General features: G+C 67.4%; 17 protein-coding genes and 2 pseudogenes. 10 read left to right on the top strand and 9 right to left on the bottom strand.

What is annotated here, in order from left to right; translation table 11 throughout:
* On the bottom strand, nt 1-245 hold a 245-nt coding region (locus tag LX81_RS10890; protein ID WP_146259413.1), incomplete at its 3' end, for a transposase.
* 861 nt (nt 246-1,106) lie between these two features.
* Between LX81_RS10890 and LX81_RS10885 the strand changes: the two genes are divergently transcribed.
* The gene (locus LX81_RS10885) at nt 1,107-2,849 is read left to right on the top strand and encodes a methyl-accepting chemotaxis protein (RefSeq protein WP_211322749.1); all 1,743 of its coding nucleotides are present in this window, start codon (nt 1,107-1,109) and stop codon (nt 2,847-2,849) included.
* 492 nt (nt 2,850-3,341) lie between these two features.
* On the opposite strand, the pseudogene LX81_RS10880 reads toward LX81_RS10885, so the two are convergent.
* A pseudogene (locus tag LX81_RS10880) lies at nt 3,342-4,274 on the bottom strand (IS5 family transposase).
* 158 nt (nt 4,275-4,432) lie between these two features.
* Here LX81_RS10880 and LX81_RS10875 point away from each other — a divergent pair.
* A pseudogene (locus tag LX81_RS10875) lies at nt 4,433-5,230 on the top strand (IS5 family transposase).
* A 148-nt stretch (nt 5,231-5,378) separates the two neighbouring features.
* The gene (locus LX81_RS10870) at nt 5,379-6,527 is read left to right on the top strand and encodes a spore photoproduct lyase family protein (protein ID WP_111537330.1); all 1,149 of its coding nucleotides are present in this window, start codon (nt 5,379-5,381) and stop codon (nt 6,525-6,527) included.
* 11 nt (nt 6,528-6,538) lie between these two features.
* Here LX81_RS10870 and LX81_RS10865 read toward each other — a convergent pair whose 3' ends face one another.
* Together LX81_RS10865 and LX81_RS10860 are read right to left on the bottom strand one after the other, a co-directional pair.
* On the bottom strand, nt 6,539-7,486 hold the full coding sequence (locus tag LX81_RS10865) for a YihY/virulence factor BrkB family protein (RefSeq protein ID WP_234822569.1): 948 nt from the start codon (nt 7,484-7,486) through the stop codon (nt 6,539-6,541).
* A gap of 476 nt (nt 7,487-7,962) precedes the next feature.
* Nucleotides 7,963-8,541 carry an ImuA family protein gene (locus LX81_RS10860; RefSeq protein ID WP_170133917.1) on the bottom strand — a complete coding sequence of 193 codons (579 nt, stop codon included), beginning with the start codon at nt 8,539-8,541 and terminating at the stop codon, nt 7,963-7,965.
* Nucleotides 8,542-8,657: 116 nt separating this feature from the next.
* On the opposite strand from LX81_RS10860, the gene LX81_RS10855 reads away from it, so the two are divergent.
* From LX81_RS10855 to LX81_RS10845, 3 genes are all read left to right on the top strand, one after another.
* Nucleotides 8,658-9,698, top strand: coding sequence for an aldo/keto reductase (locus LX81_RS10855; protein ID WP_111537328.1), 1,041 nt, complete (start codon nt 8,658-8,660; stop codon nt 9,696-9,698).
* 61 nt (nt 9,699-9,759) lie between these two features.
* Nucleotides 9,760-10,386 carry an SGNH/GDSL hydrolase family protein gene (locus tag LX81_RS10850; RefSeq protein ID WP_111537327.1) on the top strand — a complete coding sequence of 209 codons (627 nt, stop codon included), beginning with the start codon at nt 9,760-9,762 and terminating at the stop codon, nt 10,384-10,386.
* On the top strand, nt 10,383-10,937 hold the full coding sequence (locus tag LX81_RS10845) for a lipocalin family protein (RefSeq protein WP_234822568.1): 555 nt from the start codon (nt 10,383-10,385) through the stop codon (nt 10,935-10,937). The genes LX81_RS10850 and LX81_RS10845 overlap by 4 nt, the downstream gene beginning before the upstream one ends.
* A 5-nt stretch (nt 10,938-10,942) precedes the next feature.
* Here the strand turns inward: LX81_RS10845 and LX81_RS10840 are convergent, their stop codons facing one another.
* From LX81_RS10840 to LX81_RS10830, 3 genes are all read right to left on the bottom strand, one after another.
* Nucleotides 10,943-11,599 (bottom strand): NUDIX hydrolase, encoded by a 657-nt coding sequence (locus LX81_RS10840; RefSeq protein ID WP_111537326.1) that lies wholly within the window; start codon nt 11,597-11,599, stop codon nt 10,943-10,945.
* The gene (locus LX81_RS10835; protein ID WP_111537325.1) at nt 11,596-11,991 is read right to left on the bottom strand and encodes a DUF983 domain-containing protein; all 396 of its coding nucleotides are present in this window, start codon (nt 11,989-11,991) and stop codon (nt 11,596-11,598) included. Before LX81_RS10835 ends, LX81_RS10840 begins: the two co-directional genes overlap by 4 nt.
* A gap of 109 nt (nt 11,992-12,100) precedes the next feature.
* Nucleotides 12,101-13,531 (bottom strand): diguanylate cyclase, encoded by a 1,431-nt coding sequence (locus LX81_RS10830; protein ID WP_170133916.1) that lies wholly within the window; start codon nt 13,529-13,531, stop codon nt 12,101-12,103.
* A 95-nt stretch (nt 13,532-13,626) separates the two neighbouring features.
* On the opposite strand from LX81_RS10830, the gene LX81_RS10825 reads away from it, so the two are divergent.
* The 3 genes from LX81_RS10825 (at nt 13,627) to LX81_RS10815 (ending at nt 15,622) form a co-directional block, all read left to right on the top strand.
* Nucleotides 13,627-13,905 (top strand): DUF3572 domain-containing protein, encoded by a 279-nt coding sequence (locus LX81_RS10825; protein ID WP_111537323.1) that lies wholly within the window; start codon nt 13,627-13,629, stop codon nt 13,903-13,905.
* Between the two features lie 107 nt (nt 13,906-14,012).
* Complete coding sequence (locus LX81_RS10820; protein ID WP_111537322.1) at nt 14,013-14,600, top strand: heme NO-binding domain-containing protein; 588 nt, start codon at nt 14,013-14,015, stop codon at nt 14,598-14,600.
* Nucleotides 14,597-15,622 (top strand): GGDEF domain-containing protein, encoded by a 1,026-nt coding sequence (locus LX81_RS10815; protein WP_111537321.1) that lies wholly within the window; start codon nt 14,597-14,599, stop codon nt 15,620-15,622. The genes LX81_RS10820 and LX81_RS10815 overlap by 4 nt, the downstream gene beginning before the upstream one ends.
* Before the next feature lie 10 nt (nt 15,623-15,632).
* Here LX81_RS10815 and LX81_RS10810 read toward each other — a convergent pair whose 3' ends face one another.
* Nucleotides 15,633-16,439 (bottom strand): lytic murein transglycosylase, encoded by an 807-nt coding sequence (locus LX81_RS10810; RefSeq protein WP_111537320.1) that lies wholly within the window; start codon nt 16,437-16,439, stop codon nt 15,633-15,635.
* Between the two features lie 181 nt (nt 16,440-16,620).
* On the opposite strand from LX81_RS10810, the gene mnmH reads away from it, so the two are divergent.
* Nucleotides 16,621-17,673 (top strand): tRNA 2-selenouridine(34) synthase MnmH, encoded by a 1,053-nt coding sequence (gene mnmH, locus LX81_RS10805; protein ID WP_111537355.1) that lies wholly within the window; start codon nt 16,621-16,623, stop codon nt 17,671-17,673.
* Between the two features lies 1 nt (nt 17,674).
* Here the strand turns inward: mnmH and LX81_RS10800 are convergent, their stop codons facing one another.
* A complete protein-coding gene (locus tag LX81_RS10800; protein ID WP_111537319.1) occupies nt 17,675-19,834 on the bottom strand; it encodes a selenide, water dikinase SelD in 2,160 nt (719 codons plus the stop codon).
* Between the last annotated feature and the right edge of the window lie 33 nt (nt 19,835-19,867).

Here is a 19,867-nt window from a genome sequence, read left to right as displayed (position 1 = left end):
TGCTCGGCGGCGAGCCCCTCCATGATCCGCGCGAACGCGCCCATGCGGCTCCACCCGATCCAGCGATTGTAGAGCGTCTTGTGCGGGCCGTATTCACGCGGCGCGTCCCGCCAGCGCAAACCGTTGCGATCGATGAATACAACACCACTGAGCACGCGCTTGTCGTCCACCCGCGGCCTGCCATGCGACTTCGGGAAACAGGGGCGCAGCCGCGCCATCTGCGCGGCGGTCGGCCAAAGCAACATCACTCATCGTCAGCCTCCTTCTGGCGAAGGCTGAATCACGCAGCGCCGTCCTGATCGATGGGTCCTGAGCGTAGAACATCTGTCCAAAGAGATGAAGCGAGCCCGGTTCAACCCCCGAACGGTGAAGTTGAACCCCGCCCAGTTCGAGTTGACTTTGAAGATCTCGAGGCCGCGTTGGCCGAGGCGCAAGAGACCTATGAGGTCGCGGCGTCGGAGCGGTGGAAAAGACAGCGTTGACGGACTGCGGCTGGGCCACAAAGCTCTCGCTTTCCACGTTACGCGGAGAGGACGGTGACGTGGGCTACCCGAAATCGGTTGCCGCAGACAGCCTTGACGCCGACGATCTCCTCTTCGGGCTTTTCATCCAAGAAGGTGCACTCGGGCACGTTGCTCAAGCGCCCCGTCCCTGGCCCACAGCAGTCGGGCGCCTGACCGCCGCGGCGGCTTGCGAAACGGTTCGTTGATCGGGCGTACGTCACCCGAAACCTCACCCCGACCGCCTTGTATCCGTACCTCGCGCCTCATCCCCCCATTGCCGACCCTCCTGCGCGCAGGAAGCGCGGCGGTTTCGGCCGCTGGTTAAACTTATCTTCAAATTCTTTGCGTATTTCGGCGGCACCATTGCGCAACCCGTCGAGGAAATCCGATGCCCGTCCGCGAAATCCCGTTAAGGCCGCGCCGCGCACCGCGAAGGGGTGGCCGCATCGGGTCGCCGATCCCCCTTGCGCAACGGGTGCTGGCCGGATGGCCACGCGACACCTGTGGGGGCGATCGTCCGCCCCGATGGTAGAGGCCCCGCCGATCCGCCGCAACATCCCGCACTGCCGATTCCCAAGCGGCATTGACCAGGAGACAAATGGAATGTTCTTCAAGGCCCTGACGATTTCCCGCAAGCTGGCGCTCGGCTTCCTTGCGATCGTGACGATTGCCATCGCGGCCTCCGCGGTGTCGCTCAAGGGCCTCGCGGATATCAGATCCGTCGACAGCTGGAACATCCACACCTACGACGTGCTGGAACACGCGACCACGGCCCTCGCGGCGGTCGTGGATCAGGAGACCGGCCTGCGCGGTTATCTCATCTCCGGCGACACCGCCTTTCTCGAACCTTACGAGATGGGCCAGCAGATGTTCGCGGAGGAGATCGCCGAGCTTCTCTCCCTCACCTCCGACAATCCTGCGCAGCAGGAGCGGCTCGTGGAGCTGCGCGAGGCGGAGGCCATGTGGCGCGAGACGATTGCCGCTCCGGCTATCGACCTGATGGGCGATCCCTCGACCGTGGAAGAGGCTCGACAGATCGAGGCTTCGGGCGCCGGCAAAGAGTTCATGGACCGCATACGCGGCGTCCAAGGCGACTTCTTCGCCGCAGAGAGCGCCCTGCTCGAGATCCGCGCGGCCGAGAAGGAGGCGGTCGAGACCTTTTCGACCATGGTGACGATCGCGAGCGCGGTCGCCATCGTGCTGGGCGCGATCCTCATCGGCACCCTTCTGACGCGCACGATCCGACGCGGTCTCGACCGCGCCGTCGGCGTGGTCGATGCGGTCGCGTGCGGCGATCTGCAGGTCGATACATCCACCACCCGCCGCGACGAGATCGGCCGATTGATGAGCGCGATGGACCGGATGGTGGCCGACCTGCGGGGGATGAGTTCGTCGGCGGAAGCGATCGCGAAGGGGGACTTGAAGGTCGAGGTGACGCCACGCTCCGAGGACGACCGCCTGGGTCACGCGCTGCGCGACATGGTGGGCCGCCTGCGCGAAGTAATCTCGAATGCGAGCGTCAGCGCTGCGCATGTGGCCGACGGCGCGTCGAGCCTGTCCTCGACCGCCGAGCGGCTGTCGGCGGGATCGACACAGCAGGCTTCGGCAGCCGAGGAGGCCTCGGCCTCGATCGAGGAGATGACTGCCAATATCCGCCAGAACGCCGACAATGCGAGTCAGACCGAGAAGATCGCCGGCGAGTCCGCCGAGAATGCACGTCGCTCCGGCGAGGCTGTGGCGAACGCCGTGCGCGCGATGAAGACGATTGCCGAGCGGATCACCATCATCCAGGAGATCGCCCGTCAGACCGACCTGCTGGCGCTCAACGCGGCGGTCGAGGCGGCGCGGGCGGGCAGCCACGGCAAGGGTTTCGCGGTGGTGGCCTCGGAGGTGCGCAAGCTCGCCGAGCGCTCGCAGCAGGCCGCGGCCGAGATCAGCGCGCTTTCGGTCGAGACGGTCGATGTCTCGGGCGAGGCGGGCCGGATGCTCGAGACGCTGGTCCCGAACATCCAGCGCACGGCGGATCTGGTGCAGGAGATCTCGGCCTCGACGCGTGAGCAGAACGTGGGCGCCGAGCAGATCAATCAGGCGATCCGAGAGCTCAACGCCGTCATCCAGCAGAACGCCGGCGCAGCCGAACAATCGGCCGCCACCAGCCAGGAACTCGCCGCGCAGAGCGCGCAGCTGACCGGCGTGATCTCGTATTTCGACATCGAGGGCGTCGCCCCCACGCCCGCCAACGACGCCCGACCCCGACCGACCCCCAGATCGACCGTCGAGGCTTTCGACCTCGACCTCGCCTCCGAAGAGGTTAGCAACACCGACTTTCAGCGCTACGCCGGCTGATTGCGAACCGGAAGCACCGTCACATGCCCGCCCCCGAAAGGGGGGCGGCTCCATGGCCAATATGGGACAGTTGCGTCAACTAGCTCCGCGCAAAATGCAGTTTCATGGTCTGCGTTTCAGGCTGTTCGAACAGACCCTGGAGAAAGTCGATCTCGCTGCGGACGCCCGGCGGCTTGTTCGAGACATGGTCGTTTTTGATGGTCTTGGATCGTCTCGATCGTCACCAGCTTCGCTTTGGCGGATCGCAGCGAACGGAATGATTGCCACGTTTCGAGTAGGCGGTTCAGCGCCGCGCGAGCGCTCTCGATCCAACAGCTTCACCACTTCCGGTCGATGTGCAGAATACTTTCGTGGGGCAGTCACACCATAAATGCCCCGCCGGGAAGTCGATTCCGATGGTGCAGCGAACTTCCTTGTCGTTCTCACCAAGATGCAGGCTGACCCTGTTGCGCTAATCGGAGGTGATGATGCTCTGTCCTTTCCCCGTTGGGCTCAGGCAACGGCTTCGATCTCGGCCCTTCCAAGGGCCGAGCAGCGGTTCATGATGGCGATGCGGGTCTGAATTCCGGCGGTCTGGCGATCGGGGTCTCGTGACATGATCTGGTCGCAGAAGAGCTTGAGGCGGTTCATCCGGGCCTCGACGCGACTTCGGATGTGATAGCCTGCCCATTTCTTCCGGATCGATCACCCCACACAGCGCGTCGCCTTCAGGATCTCGTTTCGCGATATCGCGGCAGGGCAGTCCGGCTTCCACGCTCGCCCATTGCGACGGATCGGGATGATCGGTTCGGCGCGATGCTCGAGGATCGCCGCATGGCAGCGGCGTGTGTCATAGGCTCCGTCGGCCGTGACTGTCTCAATGCCCTCGTCGGCCGGGATCTGCGACAGCAGCTCCGGCAGGATCGGGCTATCGCCCTGTCTGCTTGTGGTAAATTCGACCGCACGGATATCGCCAGTGGCGGTGTCCATTGTTAGATGAACCTTCCGCCATTCGCGTCTGCGCGTCGCACCGTGCTTGCGGGCCAGCCATTCGCCGTCGCCACGAAAACGGATGCCGGTCCTGTCGATCGGCAGGCTCAGCGGCTTGCCGGAGCGCCGATACGGGATCTGTACCTGGATCCGAGCCTGACGTCGGCACAGCGTCGAATAGTCCAGAACGGGCCAGTCGAGCCCGGCCATCTCGATCAGGCTCTCGACGAGATCGACGATCTGGCGAAGCGGCAGGCCGAACGGGACTTTCAGCGTGAGACAGGTCTGAATGGCGCTGTCGGAGAAGGTCTGGGGGTGGCCACGCTTGCCGTTTCGATCCGCCTGCCGGGACATTTCAGGATCGAACCAGACGGACAACGATCCTCGCCGCTTCAACGCAGCGTTATAGTCAGACCAGTTCGTCGTGCGGTAGCGGGTGTTGGCAGGCTTTGGCATGCCATCGATCTAACTATCAGGATTCCCGAAGTGAATCCTTCTCACCGATATGTGCAACAAGGCCATTCAAGACGCGCCATCTGTGCATTTCTTAGGCTCAGGACCCATCGATCAGGACGGCGCTGCGTGATTCAGCCTTCGCCAGAAGGAGGCTGACGATGAGTGATCTTTTCTGGCCGACCGACGCTCAGATGGTGCGGCTGCGCCCCTGTTTCCCGAAGTCGCATGGCGGTCGCCGGATGGACGACAAGCGCGTACTCAGTGGTATTGTATTCATCGATCGCAACGGTTTGCGCTGGCGGGACGCGCCGCGTGAATACGGCCCGCACAAGACGCTCTACAATCGCTGGATCGGGTGGAGCCGCATGGGCGCGTTCGCGCGGATCATGGAGGGGCTCGCCGCCGAGCAAGCCGATTGCCGGACGATCATGATCGACACGACCCATCTGAAGGCGCACCGGACGGCCTCAAGCCTGCGCCTTCAAAAGGGGGGCGTGGCCGCCTGATCGGGCGGAGTTCGAGGATCAGGAGACGATCCGGTGGATCGTTTCCCCGAGGACGGCGGGATGAATACCAAGCTCCATGCCGTCACCGACCGCGAGGGTCGCCTTGTCCGCCTCATTATAGCCGCCGGCCAAATCAGCGACTACAAGGGCGCGCTCGCGCTCCAGAGCGGCTTTCCGCAATCGGACTGGTTTCTCGCCGACCGCGGCCACGACGCCGACTGGTTCCGTAACTCTCTGTCGGAAAGCAGAATTCGGGCCTGCATTTCGCCGCGCAAGTCGCGCACGATCCCGATCAAATACGACAAACGCAGATACCGGCGCCGACATCGTATCGAGATCATGTTCGGCCGCATCAAGGATTGGCGCCGTGTGGCCACGCGCTGTGACCGATGCCCCGAGGTCTTCCTCTCGGCCATCGCGCTCACCGCCACCGTCATCTATTGGCTATGAGCCCTGAGTCTAGGCTTGCCCTGACCGCAGTGTCATTCGGGCTCCGGCAGCCCTTCTGCATCGGCGTAATGCCAACCATCGAGTGCGGGCGGCCTCGCTGGGCGCTTTTGTCGCCGGACCCGGCAGCGATGACGGATGTTTCGGCCTTATGCCCGACGCTCCACATATCGCCCCGTCCCGCACAAGATCGCCACGCGAAGATCCCGATACCCTCGCTCGGACACTTCCCGGAGGTCACGAGGATGGGCGGCCGTTCCGGCCGAGGCGCGTTCTTCTAACGCGGGCCGCGCGGGACTGGCCGATGGCGGGGCGGGTCGCGGAACGCGCGGCGGCAATGGGCGCGGAGATCGTGGAGCTTGCCGGCGATCGGATCACGGGGCTCAAGGACGACGATCCGCGCACCGAATACCGCCGCGCGAAATCGACCCTCGCGGTGACCGTCGCCTCCGCGGGTGCGATGCGGCCGCAGCCGATCCCGCCCTCCGCGGATTGGCGCTTCGATCTCGCCACCGGCTGCCCGGCGCATTGCCAGTACTGTTATCTCGCGGGCTCGCTCAAGGGGCCACCGGTCACTCGTCTCTTCGTCAATCTCCCCGAGATACTCGAACACCTGCCGCCACTTTCGGGGCAGGGGCGGATCACGTCTACGAATGCCGACCGGGCCGGCGAGGGCACGACTTTCGAGGCGTCCTGCTACACCGACCCTCTGGCGCTCGAGCCTCTGTCGGGGTGCCTGTCCGAGACGATTTCGTGGTTCGGCGAGCGCTCCGACGATCTCAGCCTGCGGTTCACCACCAAGTTCGCGGAGACCGCTTCGCTCGAGGCGGCGGTGCATGGTGGCCGGACGCGGGTGCGCCTCTCGGTCAACGCGGAGGAGATCACCCGCCGGTTCGAGGGCGGCACGGCGCCGCTCGCTGCCCGTCTCGCGGCGATGGGGCGTCTTGCCCGTGCGGGTTACAAGGTGGGCCTCACGGTCGCGCCGATCATGCCGGTCGAGGATTGGGAGGGGGCCTACGACCGCCTCTTCGCGGCCGCGTCCGCCGCTCTCCCAGCAGGGGCGGATGTGACCGTCGAGCTCATCACCCACCGCTTCACGCCCGGATCGCGCGACGTCCTTCTCGGCTGGTATCCCGCGACTGGACTGGAGATGGATCCGGCCGTCCGTACGGTCAAGCGCAACAAGTTCGGCGGCCGCAAATACGTCTATCCGGCCCCCCTGATGCGGGAGATGCGCGCGACGCTCGAGGGGCAGGCGGCCGCTCGCTTGCCGGGGGCGCAACTGCTCTACTGGACGTGACGCGTCCCCCCTTACGTATCGTCCTGTTTCATGGCGCGCGCCAGACGGCGGATCCGGAGGGCGCGATTGAGTTCGCCCCCGAAGATCAGGAGAAGTGCGGCGAGATAGACGAAATAAAGTGCCGCCATGATCCCCGCGAGACCCGCGTAGTAGCTCGCGTATCCGTCGAAATGACCAAGGTAGAACGTGAAGACGGATCCGAGTGCCATCCACGCGACGGTGGTGAAGAGCACCCCGGGCCAGATGTTGACGAAACGCGTCCGACGCGCGGGAAGGAAGACGTGGGCTACGAACAATGCCACGATCAGGAGCGTGGCCGCGATGAAGTAACGTGCCATGGCGATCGTCGTGGAGGAGGGGTCGAATCCCGGGAGAAGCGCGTCGACCCAGGATTCGGCCCGAGGGGCGAGCACGACGAGATAACCGATCATCGTCAGAACGAGACTGCACATCACCACCATGCCGCTCTGCAGGACGTAGAGCATCGGGGTCGAGCGGGTCTCCCGAATGGCGTAGGCGCGGTTGAGGCCGACGCGGACGCCATCGACGCCGCCCACCGCGAACCAGATCGTCAGGAGGATGCCGAGGCCGAGCGCGCTGCCCCGCTGGACGCTCATGATCTTGTCGACCTCCGAGACCATCGGATCGACGAGGGCTGCGGGAACGATGGAGATCAGGAACCCGATGAGGCCGTCGGCCATCGACCGATCGCCCACGAAGGCCGTGAGCGAGGAGGTGAAGATCAGGAACGGGAAGACCGCGAGCAGCGTGCGGAACGCGACGTTGCCCGCCAGACCGAAGGCATCGTCGCTCCAGAGGCGCAGGAGCGCCTCCCGGAGCACCGCCCAGGCCGCGCGCCAGCCCTGTCCGTTCAGCAGATCGTCAGGCTGTTCGCTCAGGACGCCTTTCGAGGGTTCGTATGGGCGTCTCTTGTCTCGGGCCAGTGTCGGAACATGCAATCTGCGCAACCTCCCGCATCGCCTCGCCCTCGAGGCCTGTCGGTGACGCAAGGTAGCCCTTCGCGGTCGCCGCGTCATCCATTCATGTCGAATATGTCGTTACCTGGATCGTCCTGTCCGTTTTTTCTTGCCGGGCCGAGGATCGTTGCCGTCGCGTCCGGCCCGCTCACCTCGTGCCGATCCGCCCGGCGCCGGGGGTCGCGGCTCTTCCACGCGACCGCGGACAAGTCGAGAATAGGGGCCGGGACGTGCGGTAAGGGGAATCGCGGCGTCGTTTGACCTATCGGAAGTGATCGGCGGGCACGGGACCGCATGTGTCCTGCCGGCGCTGCTCTTCCAGGCGCGGCAAGACGTTGCGCGTGGGCGGTATCGGAATGCCGGGCATCGCGGTGGCGATCGGGAAAATGGTCGATCGCCTCGCGACCGATCCTGTCCCGTCGTTTTCGGTTCGATCGGCAGATTCGCGCCCAGGTTCCTTATGTGCCCAAACGCCATTCGCCTTCCGGCGCCGACCGCGCGCGCAGCCGCGCCAGGTGCCAGCCCCGGTCACCCGGACGGTGATCGGGCGCCATCCGCCAGCGCGTCTCCACCCCCGGCGCGGCGCCCTCGGGGGTGAGCAGAAGGCCCAGGGGCGGACCGGCTCCCCCCGTTCCGGCCCCCGCCTCCGCGGCGAGGTGCAGGCGGCGCACCGGCGTGAGGGCGGGGGGCTCGGGCAGGTCCGCCACGACGAGCGGTACCACCCCGCTCCTGAGCCCCTGTTCCATCGACCAGAGCAGATCCTCTCTCCGGTCGGGGGTGGCGTAGACGAGCCGTCCCGGCGCGAGGGTGCGGGCAAAACCGCAGGGATTGGGCCGGACCGGGCTCCATTCGGGCAGGATCCAGAGAACCGGGCCAGCCATCCGCGCGGCGATCCGAAGGGCAAGGCTGCGCCGTGCGGGGCCGCAGATCTCGTGTACCCGGCCAGGCGCGAGGGTGAGCCCCGGGGCGAAGGCGATCCCGTCCGGGGCAGGGCGGCGCGGGCCGCGGAGGAGGAGGTGAGGCGCGTGAATCGACATGGGCACAGCATTGCATGTTCTTATTTCGTTCTCAACATTTTCCGTTCCGATGCGGGCTGGATCTTCCCACCCGGCCCGCCTAGGCCTCCCTGCGACAGCGGATCGGAGAAAAGCGCATGGAGCGGATCGAATTGGGGCGGACCGGGATCGAGGTCTCGGCCTGGTGCCTCGGCACGATGACCTGGGGACGGCAAACGGACGAGGCGGGCGGCCATGCCCAACTCGACCGGGCGCTCGACGCGGGCATCGATTTTGTCGACACGGCGGAGATGTATCCCGTCAATCCCGTCACGGCCGAGACGGTGGGCGATACGGAGGCCGTCATCGGCAACTGGATCCGCCGCACCGGGCGGCGCGACGACATCGTGCTCGCCACCAAATGCACCGGGCCGAGCCCGCTCGTCCGCGATCACGCGCCGATCACGCCCGAGACGCTGCGCACGGCACTCGAGGGATCGCTCGCACGGCTCGCCACCGACCATGTCGATCTCTACCAACTCCACTGGCCCAATCGCGGCAGCTTCCATTTCCGCAAGGCGTGGGATTTCGATCCCACCGGCCAGGACGCGGCAGAGGTCCGGGACAATTTCGCCGCGCTGATGGAGACGCTCGCGGCGTTCGTGGCGGAGGGCAAGATCCGCGCCTTCGGCCTCTCGAACGACAGCGCCTGGGGCATCTGCCGCTGGCAGGACGCGGCGGCGGCGGCGAATGGCCCCCGCGTCGCCACGATCCAGAACGAGTATTCGCTTCTCTGCCGGCAATTCGACACCGACCTCGCCGAGGCGTGCTACAACGAGGACGTGACGCTTCTGGCCTATTCGCCGCTCGCCGCGGGCCTCCTGACGGGCAAGTACCAGGACGGGCAGGTGCCCGCCGCCTCGCGGAAGGCCACGAACGAGACACTCGGCGGCCGCGCGACCGACCGGGCCTTTGATGCGGTCGGGGCCTATCTCGACCTCGCGGAGCAGCACGGGATCGACCCCGTCCACCTCGCGCTTGCTTGGACGCGGACCCGCCCGGTAGCCACGATCCCGATATTCGGCGCCACGAACATGGAGCAGCTCGAGCGGGTGATCGACGGTGTCGAGACAAGGCTCGACGAAACCGTGCTCGAGGAGATCGCGGACATCCACCGGTCCCATCCGATGCCCTATTGAGCTTGCGCCGCCGGTGTCGATCGGATTGGCTTCATCCGATCACGGGACATGCGGAGGACGAATGCCCCACCTTCTGATCTTCGGAGACAGCAACACCCACGGCACCCTGGCGCAGCCCGATCCGGAGGGGCGCCTGCGGCTCGACACACAGGCGCGCTGGGCCGGGCGTCTTGCCGTGGGGCTCGGGGCCGATTGGCGGATCACGGTCGAGGGATTGCCGGGGCGGACCTGCACGAGCGACGACCCGGTCGAAGGGGCGGGACGCAACGGGCTGACGCTTCTCACGCCGCTTTTGCAAAGCCACGCGCCGATCGACATCGTGGCGATCATGCTCGGCACGAACGACCAAAAGGCCCGTTTCGCGCTTCGCGGGATCGACATCGCGAATTCCGCCGGACGGCTGCTCGTCACCGTGGCGCAGATCGCGCCCGAGGCGCGGCGGCTCCTGATCTGTCCGCCCCGCGTGCGGGAGACCGGCGCCTTCGCGGAGATGTTCGCGGGCGCCGAGGACCGCGCGGCGAGCCTGCCCGGTCACATGGAGCGGGTGGCGCAAGAACAAGGCGCGGCCTTCTTCGACGCGAACGGCGTCATCGCGGTCGATCCGCTCGACGGCATCCACCTCGATGCGGAAGCGCACGAGACGCTTGCCCGCGCGCTCCTGCCGGTCGTCCGGGGCCTCGCTTCGTGAGCCGCGGCGTGTTGAGCGCCCTTGCCGCGCTCCTGATGCTTACCGCTTGCTCGACCGAGTCGCCGCTTCTACCGGCACGCAGCTACCGCGATACATCGGTGCCAATCGCCTCGGCCGCCGCGTTCGACCCCTCGCGCTACGCAGGCCGCTGGTACGAGATCGCTTCCTTCCCGATGCCGTTCCAGACCGGATGCCGCAAGACGCAGGCCATCTACACCCCGCGCGGCGACGGCTCCTTCGCTGTAGCGAATTCCTGCACGGGACGTGACGGTGCGCTGCGCGAGATCGAAGGAGACGCCGTCGTGACGGGGCCGGGCCGGCTCGAGGTACGCCTCGACGGCGTGCCGTTCATCGCACCCTACTGGGTGCTTTGGGTCGACGAGGGCTATCGGACCGCCGTCGTGGGCGTACCGTCCGGACGGGCCGGATGGATCCTGAACCGGACGCCGGAAATCACACCCGATCGGTTCGAGGCGGCGCGGCGCATCCTCGCCCATAACGGCTACGATCTGTCGAAGCTGCAAGTCACGGACCAGACCGGCACGCCATGAGGCGTTCAGCGTGCCGCGTCGCGAACCTCCGGCGCGTCGCCGTCGAAGAAGGGGATGCGGTCGGGCGTGTCGAGAGACGGCAATCGCGCGGCGACTTCCGCGAGAACGATCGCGGTGACGTAGGGCAGGTCGAGGCCGCGGGCCTCCTCGATCGGGATCCACTTCAGGTTCGCGAGCTCGTCCCCCGCGGCCGAAAAATCGTCTGGATCACTGGCCAGGCTTTCTGCGTCGAGCGTGAAGAAGCGCGCGTCGAACCGGCGCGGTCGACCGGGCGGTGTGATCGCGCGAAAGACGTAGCGCAGACCCCGCGCATCGGGGCGGTGACCCGTAGCCGCGAAACCTCGCCAATCGCCCGGCGCCTCCGCCCAATCGGCGCGGCAGCCCGCGACCTGACCCGTCTCTTCCCAGAGTTCGCGGATACCCGCCGCGGCGAAGGTCGCCCCATCGGGGCCGAGCCGCCGCGCGCAGGCGTCGGGGAGGGGCCCGGCAAGGGTGATGGCCGCATCGCCGGGATCGACGGCCCCGCCGGGAAAGACGACTTTATCGGGCATGAAGACGGCCGCCTTGCCACGCTGGCCCATCAGGACGCTCGGTGCAGCGTGGCGGTCACGGATCACGATGATCGTCGCGGCATCGCGGACGGGAATGTTTTCGGAACTCAAAACCCGTGCATCCGCCGCGCCCACTGGAAAGCCACGACCATCCCCTTCAGCCGCGGCAGCAGGTAAAGCGACAGCGCGACGCAGGCCGTGCAGAAGATCGTCGCGAGCACCATCGGCGGCGGCCGGAACGCGACGAACACGACATGCAGGAAGGGCGCCATCAGGTGGCCCACGAGGAGAATCGTCAGATAGGCCGGCGCATCGTCGGCGCGGGCATGCTGCAATTCCTCCCCGCAGACGCAGCAGCGCGCCCTGACCGTCAGATATCCCTTCAGCACGGGGCCGGACCCGCAATTCGGACATCTGCGCCGGAACCCGTTCAGAAGGGCGGGTTTCAGCGGGCGATCGGCGCGATCCTCTTCCACCCGGTCCTCGTCGGGATTGTCGAACATGGGCTGCGTCCTCTCTTTGGCCGTAGCCTTACTCCTCCCTGCCGCGCGTGTCAGCAGGGCCCGTGTGGGACGCTTGCGGCGGGTTGTCGCGAAACCCGGATGGGAACAGTCAGTTCGTCCGTTCCGCAGGGGGTGCGAGGGGGTAATCGACAAGGCCGCGCGGTCCGCGAAGCCGGTCCCGGGCGTCGTCGGCGAGACGGGTGCGGTCGCGGCCCTCCGCCTTGGCGCGGTAAAGCGCGGCATCGGCCGATGCCAGGGCCGAGTCCGGATCGCTGATCGCACAAACCGCCCCGATGCTGACTGTCACCGCAATATCGGTGCCCGACGTCGTGGTGATGGGCGTCGCCGAGATGGCCGTCCTAAGTCGTTCGGCGGCGATCATCGCCTCGTCGGGCGCAGTGTCCGGCATCGCGATCAGGAACTCCTCGCCCCCGATGCGCGCCACGAGATCGACATCGCGGATGTTCTCGCGCAGGCGATCGGCCACTTGGCGCAGCACCGCATCGCCCGCCGGATGCCCGAAGGTATCGTTCACCGCCTTGAAGTGGTCGACATCGACGAGCAGCGTGCCATAACCGCGCCCCGCCGCGTGCGGCCGCGCCGCGAGGACTGCGAGGTGATGCATCGCGTAGCGCCGATTGTAGAGACCCGTCAGCGGATCGAAGGCCGCCATGACGAGGCCGGCATCGACGCTCGCGCGCAGCGCGTCCGTCTCGCGCTTGAGCTTCAACTGACGCAGGATGCGCAGGCTCCGCTCCTCCGCGCTCGCGTAACAGGGCACGAGGTCGTTGACGCCGAGATCAAGGGCGCGCGCGCCCTTGTCGGGCATCTCGGGATCGTATTCCACCACGAAGGCGGCCCGCCGGGCATGACCGCTCGCGCGAAGCTCCGCGAGGATCCAGAGGACCTCGTCGATATCGCCCTCCTGATGAGACAATACGAAAAGGTCGGGAGGCGCGTCGCTATCAGCCACGGCTTGGGCCTCGCTCGGCGAGATGACGCTGATGTCGTGCGGAGCGCTGCGGCGCAATTCGCGCGCGATTGCGGAGGCCGTGGCGCTTTTCTCGCCGACGATGGCAATGCGGCCAGGGGTCTCGAACGGCGAGGAAGCCTCAGCGAAGCCCAGCCGGGAGGCGGTCTGCGTCCGGCGGTGCAGTTCGGCGCGCGATTCGCTCGCGCGCAGCAGGCTGCGCATCGTCGTGAGCAGCCATTGACGGTCGATCGGCCGACGCACGATCGACGATGCACCGGCCTCAAGCGCCGCGATTCGGAACTCGGCATCGTCACGATCGCTAACCACCACGATCGGAGGGGTGGAGGATCCGTGATCGGATCGCATGCGGGCGCAGAAGTCCTGAGCGGTCATATCGGGAAGGTCGACGTCGCAGACGACGATATCCGTTCCGTCACGCACGAAGGCCGCCAGCGCCTCCGTCGCGTTAGCGACGGCGGTCACCTGGTACCGAGCGGCAGACAGGGATGCCTTCAGGGCGATCCGGTTCGTGGCTGTCGCATCGACAATGAGTACTCGTCGGGACATCAGCATCCTTGCTGTTGATAAGTTCCGGCTTTCACGGTGTACCCTCTCACAAACGCGCTTAACAAAATCTTTCGGCAGTGAGAATTGAGGTCAGGATGCGGCGAGATCATGCCGAGACAGTGGCAGCGCGTGCCTTGGATTGGATCGTTGGACGGGACGGTTTGTTCCATAAGTTCCTCAACTCCACAGGTACGGATTTGGTTCATGTTCGCGCTAAAGTAAACGATCCCGATTTCCTTGCGGCAGTTCTCGACTTCCTTGCGCAGGACGATCGGCGGGTTCGGGAATTCTGCGAGGCCGAGGGGCTGCCCCTCGACAGCGTCCTGCAGGCACGCGCCGCGCTTCCAGGCGGCGACGAGATGCACTGGACATGAGCGTGACGTGGCGTTCCGGCGCGACCGACCCATGGCTGGACGGGGCGCGCTAGCAAAACCTTAAGTTCGCGATGCTACCCCGCACCCGTGAGGATGGGGATCAGCACATGCACGGATTGATGAACAGGTCGCTCCAGAGCTTTGTGGAGGATGTCTACGGCTCGGCGCGATGGATGAGGGTGGCCGAGGTCGCGCGGCTCGATTTCACGTCCTTCGAGGCGATGCTGGACTACGATGATTCCGTCACGCTGACGGTGATCGACGCGGCGACGCGGGTGTTGCGCAAGCCGCGGGCCGATCTGCTCGAGGATCTGGGCATCTATCTCGTGTCGCACCCGAACATGGCCCGGATTCGGCGGCTCCTGCGGTTCGGTGGTGCGGGTTTCGTCGATTTCCTCGATTCGCTCGACGACTTGCCGGACCGGGTGCGGCTCGCGGTTCCGGACCTGGTGATCCCGACGCTGGAACTGGCGGAGCTTGAACCCGATCGGTACCGGCTGCGCTGCGGAGCGACACCGGAAGGCATGGTCCACGTGATTCTCGGCGTGTTGCGCGCGCTGGCCGACGATTACGGCGCCCTGGTCTTTCTCGATCTCGCAGACGGCCCCGTGGACGGGGCCTGGACGATCGAGATCGCTGTCCTGTCGACCTCGTTCGCCGAAGGGCGCAGCTTCGAGCTGGCGAGTGTGATATGAGCGTCGTCGGGATGCAGACGCAGGCGCTCGACACGCTGCTGCCGATGCATGTCCTTCTCGATCGCTCCGCACGGATCATCCATGTCGGCCCGGCCTTCCGACGGCAGGCGGGCACGCGGAGCTACATGGGCCGCTCTGCGCTCAAGGTCTTCGCCGTCTCCCGCCCCGCCGATATCGTGGATGCCGAGAGCCTTCTCGGTGCCGTCGGGCGCCGGCTCCACCTGCGTCTTCTCGAGGGGCGCGGCGTGCAGTTCCGCGGCGTTCTCGTGTCGCTCTCGGAGGATGGCGGCGCGCTCATCAACCTGACCCTCGCCCTCTCCGAGCTCTCCGATCTCGGCGGCGGCGGTTTGACCAACAGCGATTTCAGCCCGACGGACATGACCGTCGACATGCTCTATCTCATCGAGGCGAAGGCCGCCGCGATGGCGGAATCGCGTCGCCTGATCGACCGGTTGCAAGGGGCGAAATCCGCCGCCGAGGAGCAGGCGGTGACCGACATGCTGACCGGTCTGCGCAACCGCCGCGCGCTCGAGACCGTTCTGCGCAGGATGCTCGCCGACAACGTGCCCTTCTCCCTCTGCCGGGTCGATCTGGATTTCTTCAAGCAGGTCAACGACACCGAAGGTCACGCCGCGGGCGATCTGGTGCTGGAGGCCGTGGCGCGCGCGTTGAACGAGGTCACGCGCAGCTGCGATACGGTGGCCCGCGTCGGCGGAGACGAGTTCGTGGTCCTTTTCGACGCGATGACCGATCGCACGGCGCTCGAGCGAATCGGGGAACGCATGATCGAGAAGCTAGAGCGCCCCGTCCTTTTCGAAGGGCGGCCCTGCCGGATTTCGGGCAGCCTCGGCACCGCGATCTCGACCGATTATGCGCAGCCGGAGGCCGAACGGATGATGGCCGATGCCGACCGGGCGCTCTACCAGTCGAAGCAGGAGGGGCGGGGGCGGCACACGATCTTCTCTCCCGACGCGCCGCTTCCCGTACCGCAACTGGGCGACCTGCGGCGCGCGGCGACCTGAGCCAATTGGCTCAGCGGTCGATCTGCGCCGCGAGAAGCGCGATCGCCTGCTGGTAGACCGAGGCGGCGTTCCAGGCCTCGATCGCAGGGAAGTTCGGCTCGCCCGGCTGGTAGCCCAATCCGGGACGCCAGCCCTTCTGCCGCAAAAAATTCGCCGTGGAGGCCATCGCGTCGACGACGTTCGTCAGGTCCACGCGACCGTCGCCGTTCCCGTCCACGCCGTAGCGCAGGACGTTGCCGGGCAGGAATTGCGTGTGCCCGACCTCCCCGTGGCGCGCACCCGTCGTCGCGGGCGAGATCGATCCGCGATCGACGAGGGCGAGCGCCGCCAGCGCATGGCCGGTGAAGAAGTCCGACCGCCGGCAATCGTAGGCCAGCGTCACGATGGACGAGACGACGTTGCTGTCGCCCATGAAGTTGCCGAAGCCCGTCTCCATTCCGTGAATGGCGAGCAGGACGCCCGCCGGAACGCCGTAATCCCGTTCGAGAGCGGCATAGAAGTCGGGATGCTGCGCCTTGCGGCGGCGTCCCTGCGACACGATCGTGGGCCCGCCCCGGATTTCGAGGAAGCGGTCGAGGGAATAGCGAAAGCTCCGCTGGTCGCGGTCGGCGGCGATCGTCTCCTGTGCGTAGCGGGTATCGGCGAGCGACTGCAGGCCCCGCGCGCCGATCCCCTGCGCCGCGGCCTCCCGCGCGAATTGCTGCTTCCAGGGCTCGAAGCCCGCGGCCGTATTGCCGCACTGCGCCGCCTCGGCGCTCCCCCCGACAAGGATAGAGAGCGCCGCCGTGGCGAGAAGAGATGTCAAACTGCGCGTCATGAGCCTCGATCCGTGTTCGGTCGACGAGAAGCCTACCTGTCGCATACCCTTGCCGATAGTCCCCGACGGGAATGTGAGCACACGCATAGGGCGAGATGGCGCAGGCGTGACCTTCCTGCCGCAGGAGGGGCATGCGACGTTCGCGACTTTTCAGCCAACCGCGCGCGCGATACACCGCGCCATGCCCTTCGCGCCCCCCGATCTCGAAAGCCTCGCCACGTCCGACCACGACGCGATCATCGACGTGCGTTCGCCGTCGGAATACGCCGAAGATCATGTCCCGGGCGCGGTGAACCTTCCCGTTCTCGACGATGACGAACGTGCCCGCGTGGGCACGATCTACGTGCAGCAGAGCGCGTTTCTCGCCCGCAAGATCGGCGCCGCGATCGTGGCGCGCAACGCCGCGCGCCATATCGAGGGACCGCTCGCCGGCCACGACGGCGGCTGGCGCCCGCTCGTCTATTGCTGGCGCGGCGGGCAACGCTCGAATTCCTTCGCCGTGATCCTGGGCCAGATCGGCTGGCGCGTGTCCGTGCTCGAGGGCGGCTATCGCAGCTACCGTGTCCTGGTGAAGACGGCCCTCTACGACGCGCCCTTCCCGGCGAAGGTCGTCCTCCTCGACGGGTATACCGGGACCGCCAAGACCGATCTTCTCCATCTCGCGCGGGCACGCGGTCTGCAGATCCTCGATCTCGAGGGGCTCGCGAACCACCGGGGCTCCGTCTTTGGCGGGATGGGGCCGCAGCCGTCGCAGAAGGCGTTCGAATCGGCCCTGGCGCAGCGGATCCGCAGCCTCGATCCGGCTCGCCCGGTCCTCGTCGAGGCCGAATCGAGCAAGATCGGCGACCGCAGCGTGCCGCCCTCCCTCTGGGCCGCCATGCGCCGCGCGCCGCGGCTGACGATCGAGGCGCCCCGCGCGGCCCGGGCCGATTACCTCGCGCGGACCTACACGATGTTCGCATCGGATCCCGGCCGGCTCCACGCCATCCTCGAAGGATTGACGCGGCTCCAGGGCACGGCGCGGGTCGCGGCATGGCGCGGTCTCGCTGCGAAGGGGCTGCATGCGGAGCTCGCGGGAGAGCTCATGGAATGGCATTACGACCCGCGATACGCCAAGCAGCGCGCGCGTGGCGAGCCGGACCGCCTTGCGACCCTCGAGACCGACTCGCTGGACGAGGATGCGCTGGAGCGTCTCGCCGACCGGATCGTCGCGACGATCGGCGGGGTGGCGTAGATCAGGCGACGCGAATCTCCGGCGGCCCCTCCGTCAGTCGCCCGATCCGCCAAGCGCGCCCCCCCGCCGCCCGGAGCGCGCGCAGGACGGCCTCAGCTTCCCCCTCCGGAAGGCACGCGAGAAGGCCGCCCGCCGTCTGCGGATCGAAGAGGATCTCGCTCCGGGTGTCCTCGGGCATCCGCATCCGGTCGAGGGCGGCACGGTTCGACGCGTGGAGCGACGACCGGACGCCCCGGTCGAGGAGGGCCGCCACGCCGTCGAGAAGCGGCAGCGCACCCAGGTCGAGATCGGCGGCGAGGACGGAGGCGTCGAGAAGTCCCATGAGATGCCCGGCCAGCCCGAATCCGGTCACGTCCGTGATCGCATGGGCGGGGGCAAGCGCCTTGAGGAGCGGGGCCTGCGGCGCGGCCATCTGCCGCCAAGCCGCCGCCACATCGGGCCCGCGGGCGGCGAGCGCCATTTCGGCCGCGAGCAGGATGCCGGTTCCGAGCGGACGGGTTAAAAGCAGAACGTCGCCCGCCCGCGCGGCGCCGAGCGCCCGCGGCTCCGCTTCGAGGAGGCCGGTCACGGTGTAGCCGATCGCGAGCGCGGGTCCGGTGGCGCTGTGCCCGCCCACCACGGCCGCGCCGGCATCGACGAAGACCGCCCCCGCGGCGGCGCTGATCTCCGCGAGCATTCGGGCCTCTATCCGCGGCGAGGCGCGGGGCAGCGTCAGGAGGCTCAGCGCCGCCTGCGGGACGGCTCCCATGGCGAGGCAGTCGCCCATCGCGTGATGCGCCGCGATCCGGGCGAGAAGCGCCGGGTCCTCCGTCACGCCGGTGAGCTGATCGACCGTCAGCACCTGCCGCGCCCCGCCGATCCGGAGGATCGCGGCGTCGTCGCCCGCGCCAAGTTCGACGTCATCGCGCGCGGCCCCCGGAAGTGCCGCGAGCGCGGCCCCGAGCGTGGCGCGGCCGACCTTCGCCGCGCAGCCGCCGCAGGGCGTCTGTGCCGTGAGCGTCGCGAGACCCTCGGCATGCCGACGGGGCAGGGGCGGCGGCGCCATCGGTTCCAGATCCCTCAGTTTCGCCATGAACTTCGCGTCGACCCGGTCCTTCCAACGCCAGAGCCAGGGCCCCGAGAGGCGCAGGCCCCACTTGTCGGCCACTGCGGATTTCTCCCCCGTGGCGACGAGCTTGAGGTAGTCGCGTTGCGGCCGGTAGCTGCGGAGCCGCCCCCCCGAGAGTGCCGCGCGCAGGTTCTCCGCGAGGACGGGCGCCTGCCTGACCGCGAAGACGCCGGCCTTCGGACGGGGCGCGAAATCCATATGCGCGCAATCGCCCGCCGCGAAGATCGCCGGATCGCCAATGGACCGGAGGTGACGGTCGATCCGCACGAAGCCCTCGTGCAGGTCGAGCCCGGTCTTTCGCAGCCAGTCGTGCGGCCGCGCCCCCGCCGCGCCGGTCACGAAGGTGGCCGCGATCTCCCGTCCGTCGGCGAGCGTCACGCCGTCGCCCGTGATCGCCACGACTTCGGCGCCTTCGACCCGCTCGACGCCATGCCGGTCGAGCGCCCGGAGGAGTTCCGTTCGTGCGGCCGGTCCGACGCCGGAGAGGATCCGTCCCCCATCGATGAGCGTCACGCGGCCACCGGTCGCGAAGGCCATGGCCAGAGCGAGCTCCACGCCGCCGACGCCCCCGCCGATCACGGCCATGGGCCCGGTTTCGCCCGCCTCCCGCCGGGCCGCCCAGCGTTCGGCGAACCGCGCGAGGGGTTTTGCCGGAACGGCGTGCTCCGCGAAGCCCGGTAGGTCCGGCATCTCCGAATGGATGCCGATATCGAGGGAGGCCACGTCGTAGCCGATATGGCGCATCCCGAGGATGTCGTCCTCGATCGCGATCTCCCCGGCCGCCCGGTCGAGGCCCACGGCCCGTCCGAGCACGATCCGCGCGCCTGCGAACCGCGCGAGCCGCACGAGGTCGATCTCAAGGTCGTCGCGCGTGTAGTGGCCTGCGACGAAGCCCGGCAGCATCCCCGTATAGGGCGCCGTCGGGCCGGGATTGACGAGGGTGAGCCGCACGCCCGGCAACGGCTTCATCCCCCAGGATTTCAGCACGAGCGCATGGGCATGCCCGCCGCCCACGAGCACCAGGTCGCGGCTGAGGGGCAGAGGGTCTCGCATCGGTTCGTCCTTTCGCGCGGGCCGCACGGGAAG

It is taken from the genome of Palleronia aestuarii (genome assembly GCF_003253995.1).
Lineage (GTDB): Bacteria > Pseudomonadota > Alphaproteobacteria > Rhodobacterales > Rhodobacteraceae > Palleronia > Palleronia aestuarii.
This window is presented reverse-complemented; position numbering and strand designations above follow the sequence as displayed.

Coding starts and splice junctions, on each gene's coding strand:
- LX81_RS10885 (WP_211322749.1), top strand. CDS start 1,107: ATGTTCTTCAAGGCCCTGACGATTTCCCGCAAGCTGGCGCTCGGCTTC.
- LX81_RS10870 (WP_111537330.1), top strand. CDS start 5,379: ATGCCCGACGCTCCACATATCGCCCCGTCCCGCACAAGATCGCCACGC.
- LX81_RS10860 (WP_170133917.1), bottom strand. CDS start 8,541: ATGTCGATTCACGCGCCTCACCTCCTCCTCCGCGGCCCGCGCCGCCCT.
- LX81_RS10855 (WP_111537328.1), top strand. CDS start 8,658: ATGGAGCGGATCGAATTGGGGCGGACCGGGATCGAGGTCTCGGCCTGG.
- LX81_RS10850 (WP_111537327.1), top strand. CDS start 9,760: ATGCCCCACCTTCTGATCTTCGGAGACAGCAACACCCACGGCACCCTG.
- LX81_RS10835 (WP_111537325.1), bottom strand. CDS start 11,991: ATGTTCGACAATCCCGACGAGGACCGGGTGGAAGAGGATCGCGCCGAT.
- LX81_RS10830 (WP_170133916.1), bottom strand. CDS start 13,531: ATGTCCCGACGAGTACTCATTGTCGATGCGACAGCCACGAACCGGATC.
- LX81_RS10825 (WP_111537323.1), top strand. CDS start 13,627: ATGCGGCGAGATCATGCCGAGACAGTGGCAGCGCGTGCCTTGGATTGG.
- LX81_RS10820 (WP_111537322.1), top strand. CDS start 14,013: ATGCACGGATTGATGAACAGGTCGCTCCAGAGCTTTGTGGAGGATGTC.
- LX81_RS10815 (WP_111537321.1), top strand. CDS start 14,597: ATGAGCGTCGTCGGGATGCAGACGCAGGCGCTCGACACGCTGCTGCCG.
- LX81_RS10810 (WP_111537320.1), bottom strand. CDS start 16,439: ATGACGCGCAGTTTGACATCTCTTCTCGCCACGGCGGCGCTCTCTATC.
- mnmH (WP_111537355.1), top strand. CDS start 16,621: ATGCCCTTCGCGCCCCCCGATCTCGAAAGCCTCGCCACGTCCGACCAC.
- LX81_RS10800 (WP_111537319.1), bottom strand. CDS start 19,834: ATGCGAGACCCTCTGCCCCTCAGCCGCGACCTGGTGCTCGTGGGCGGC.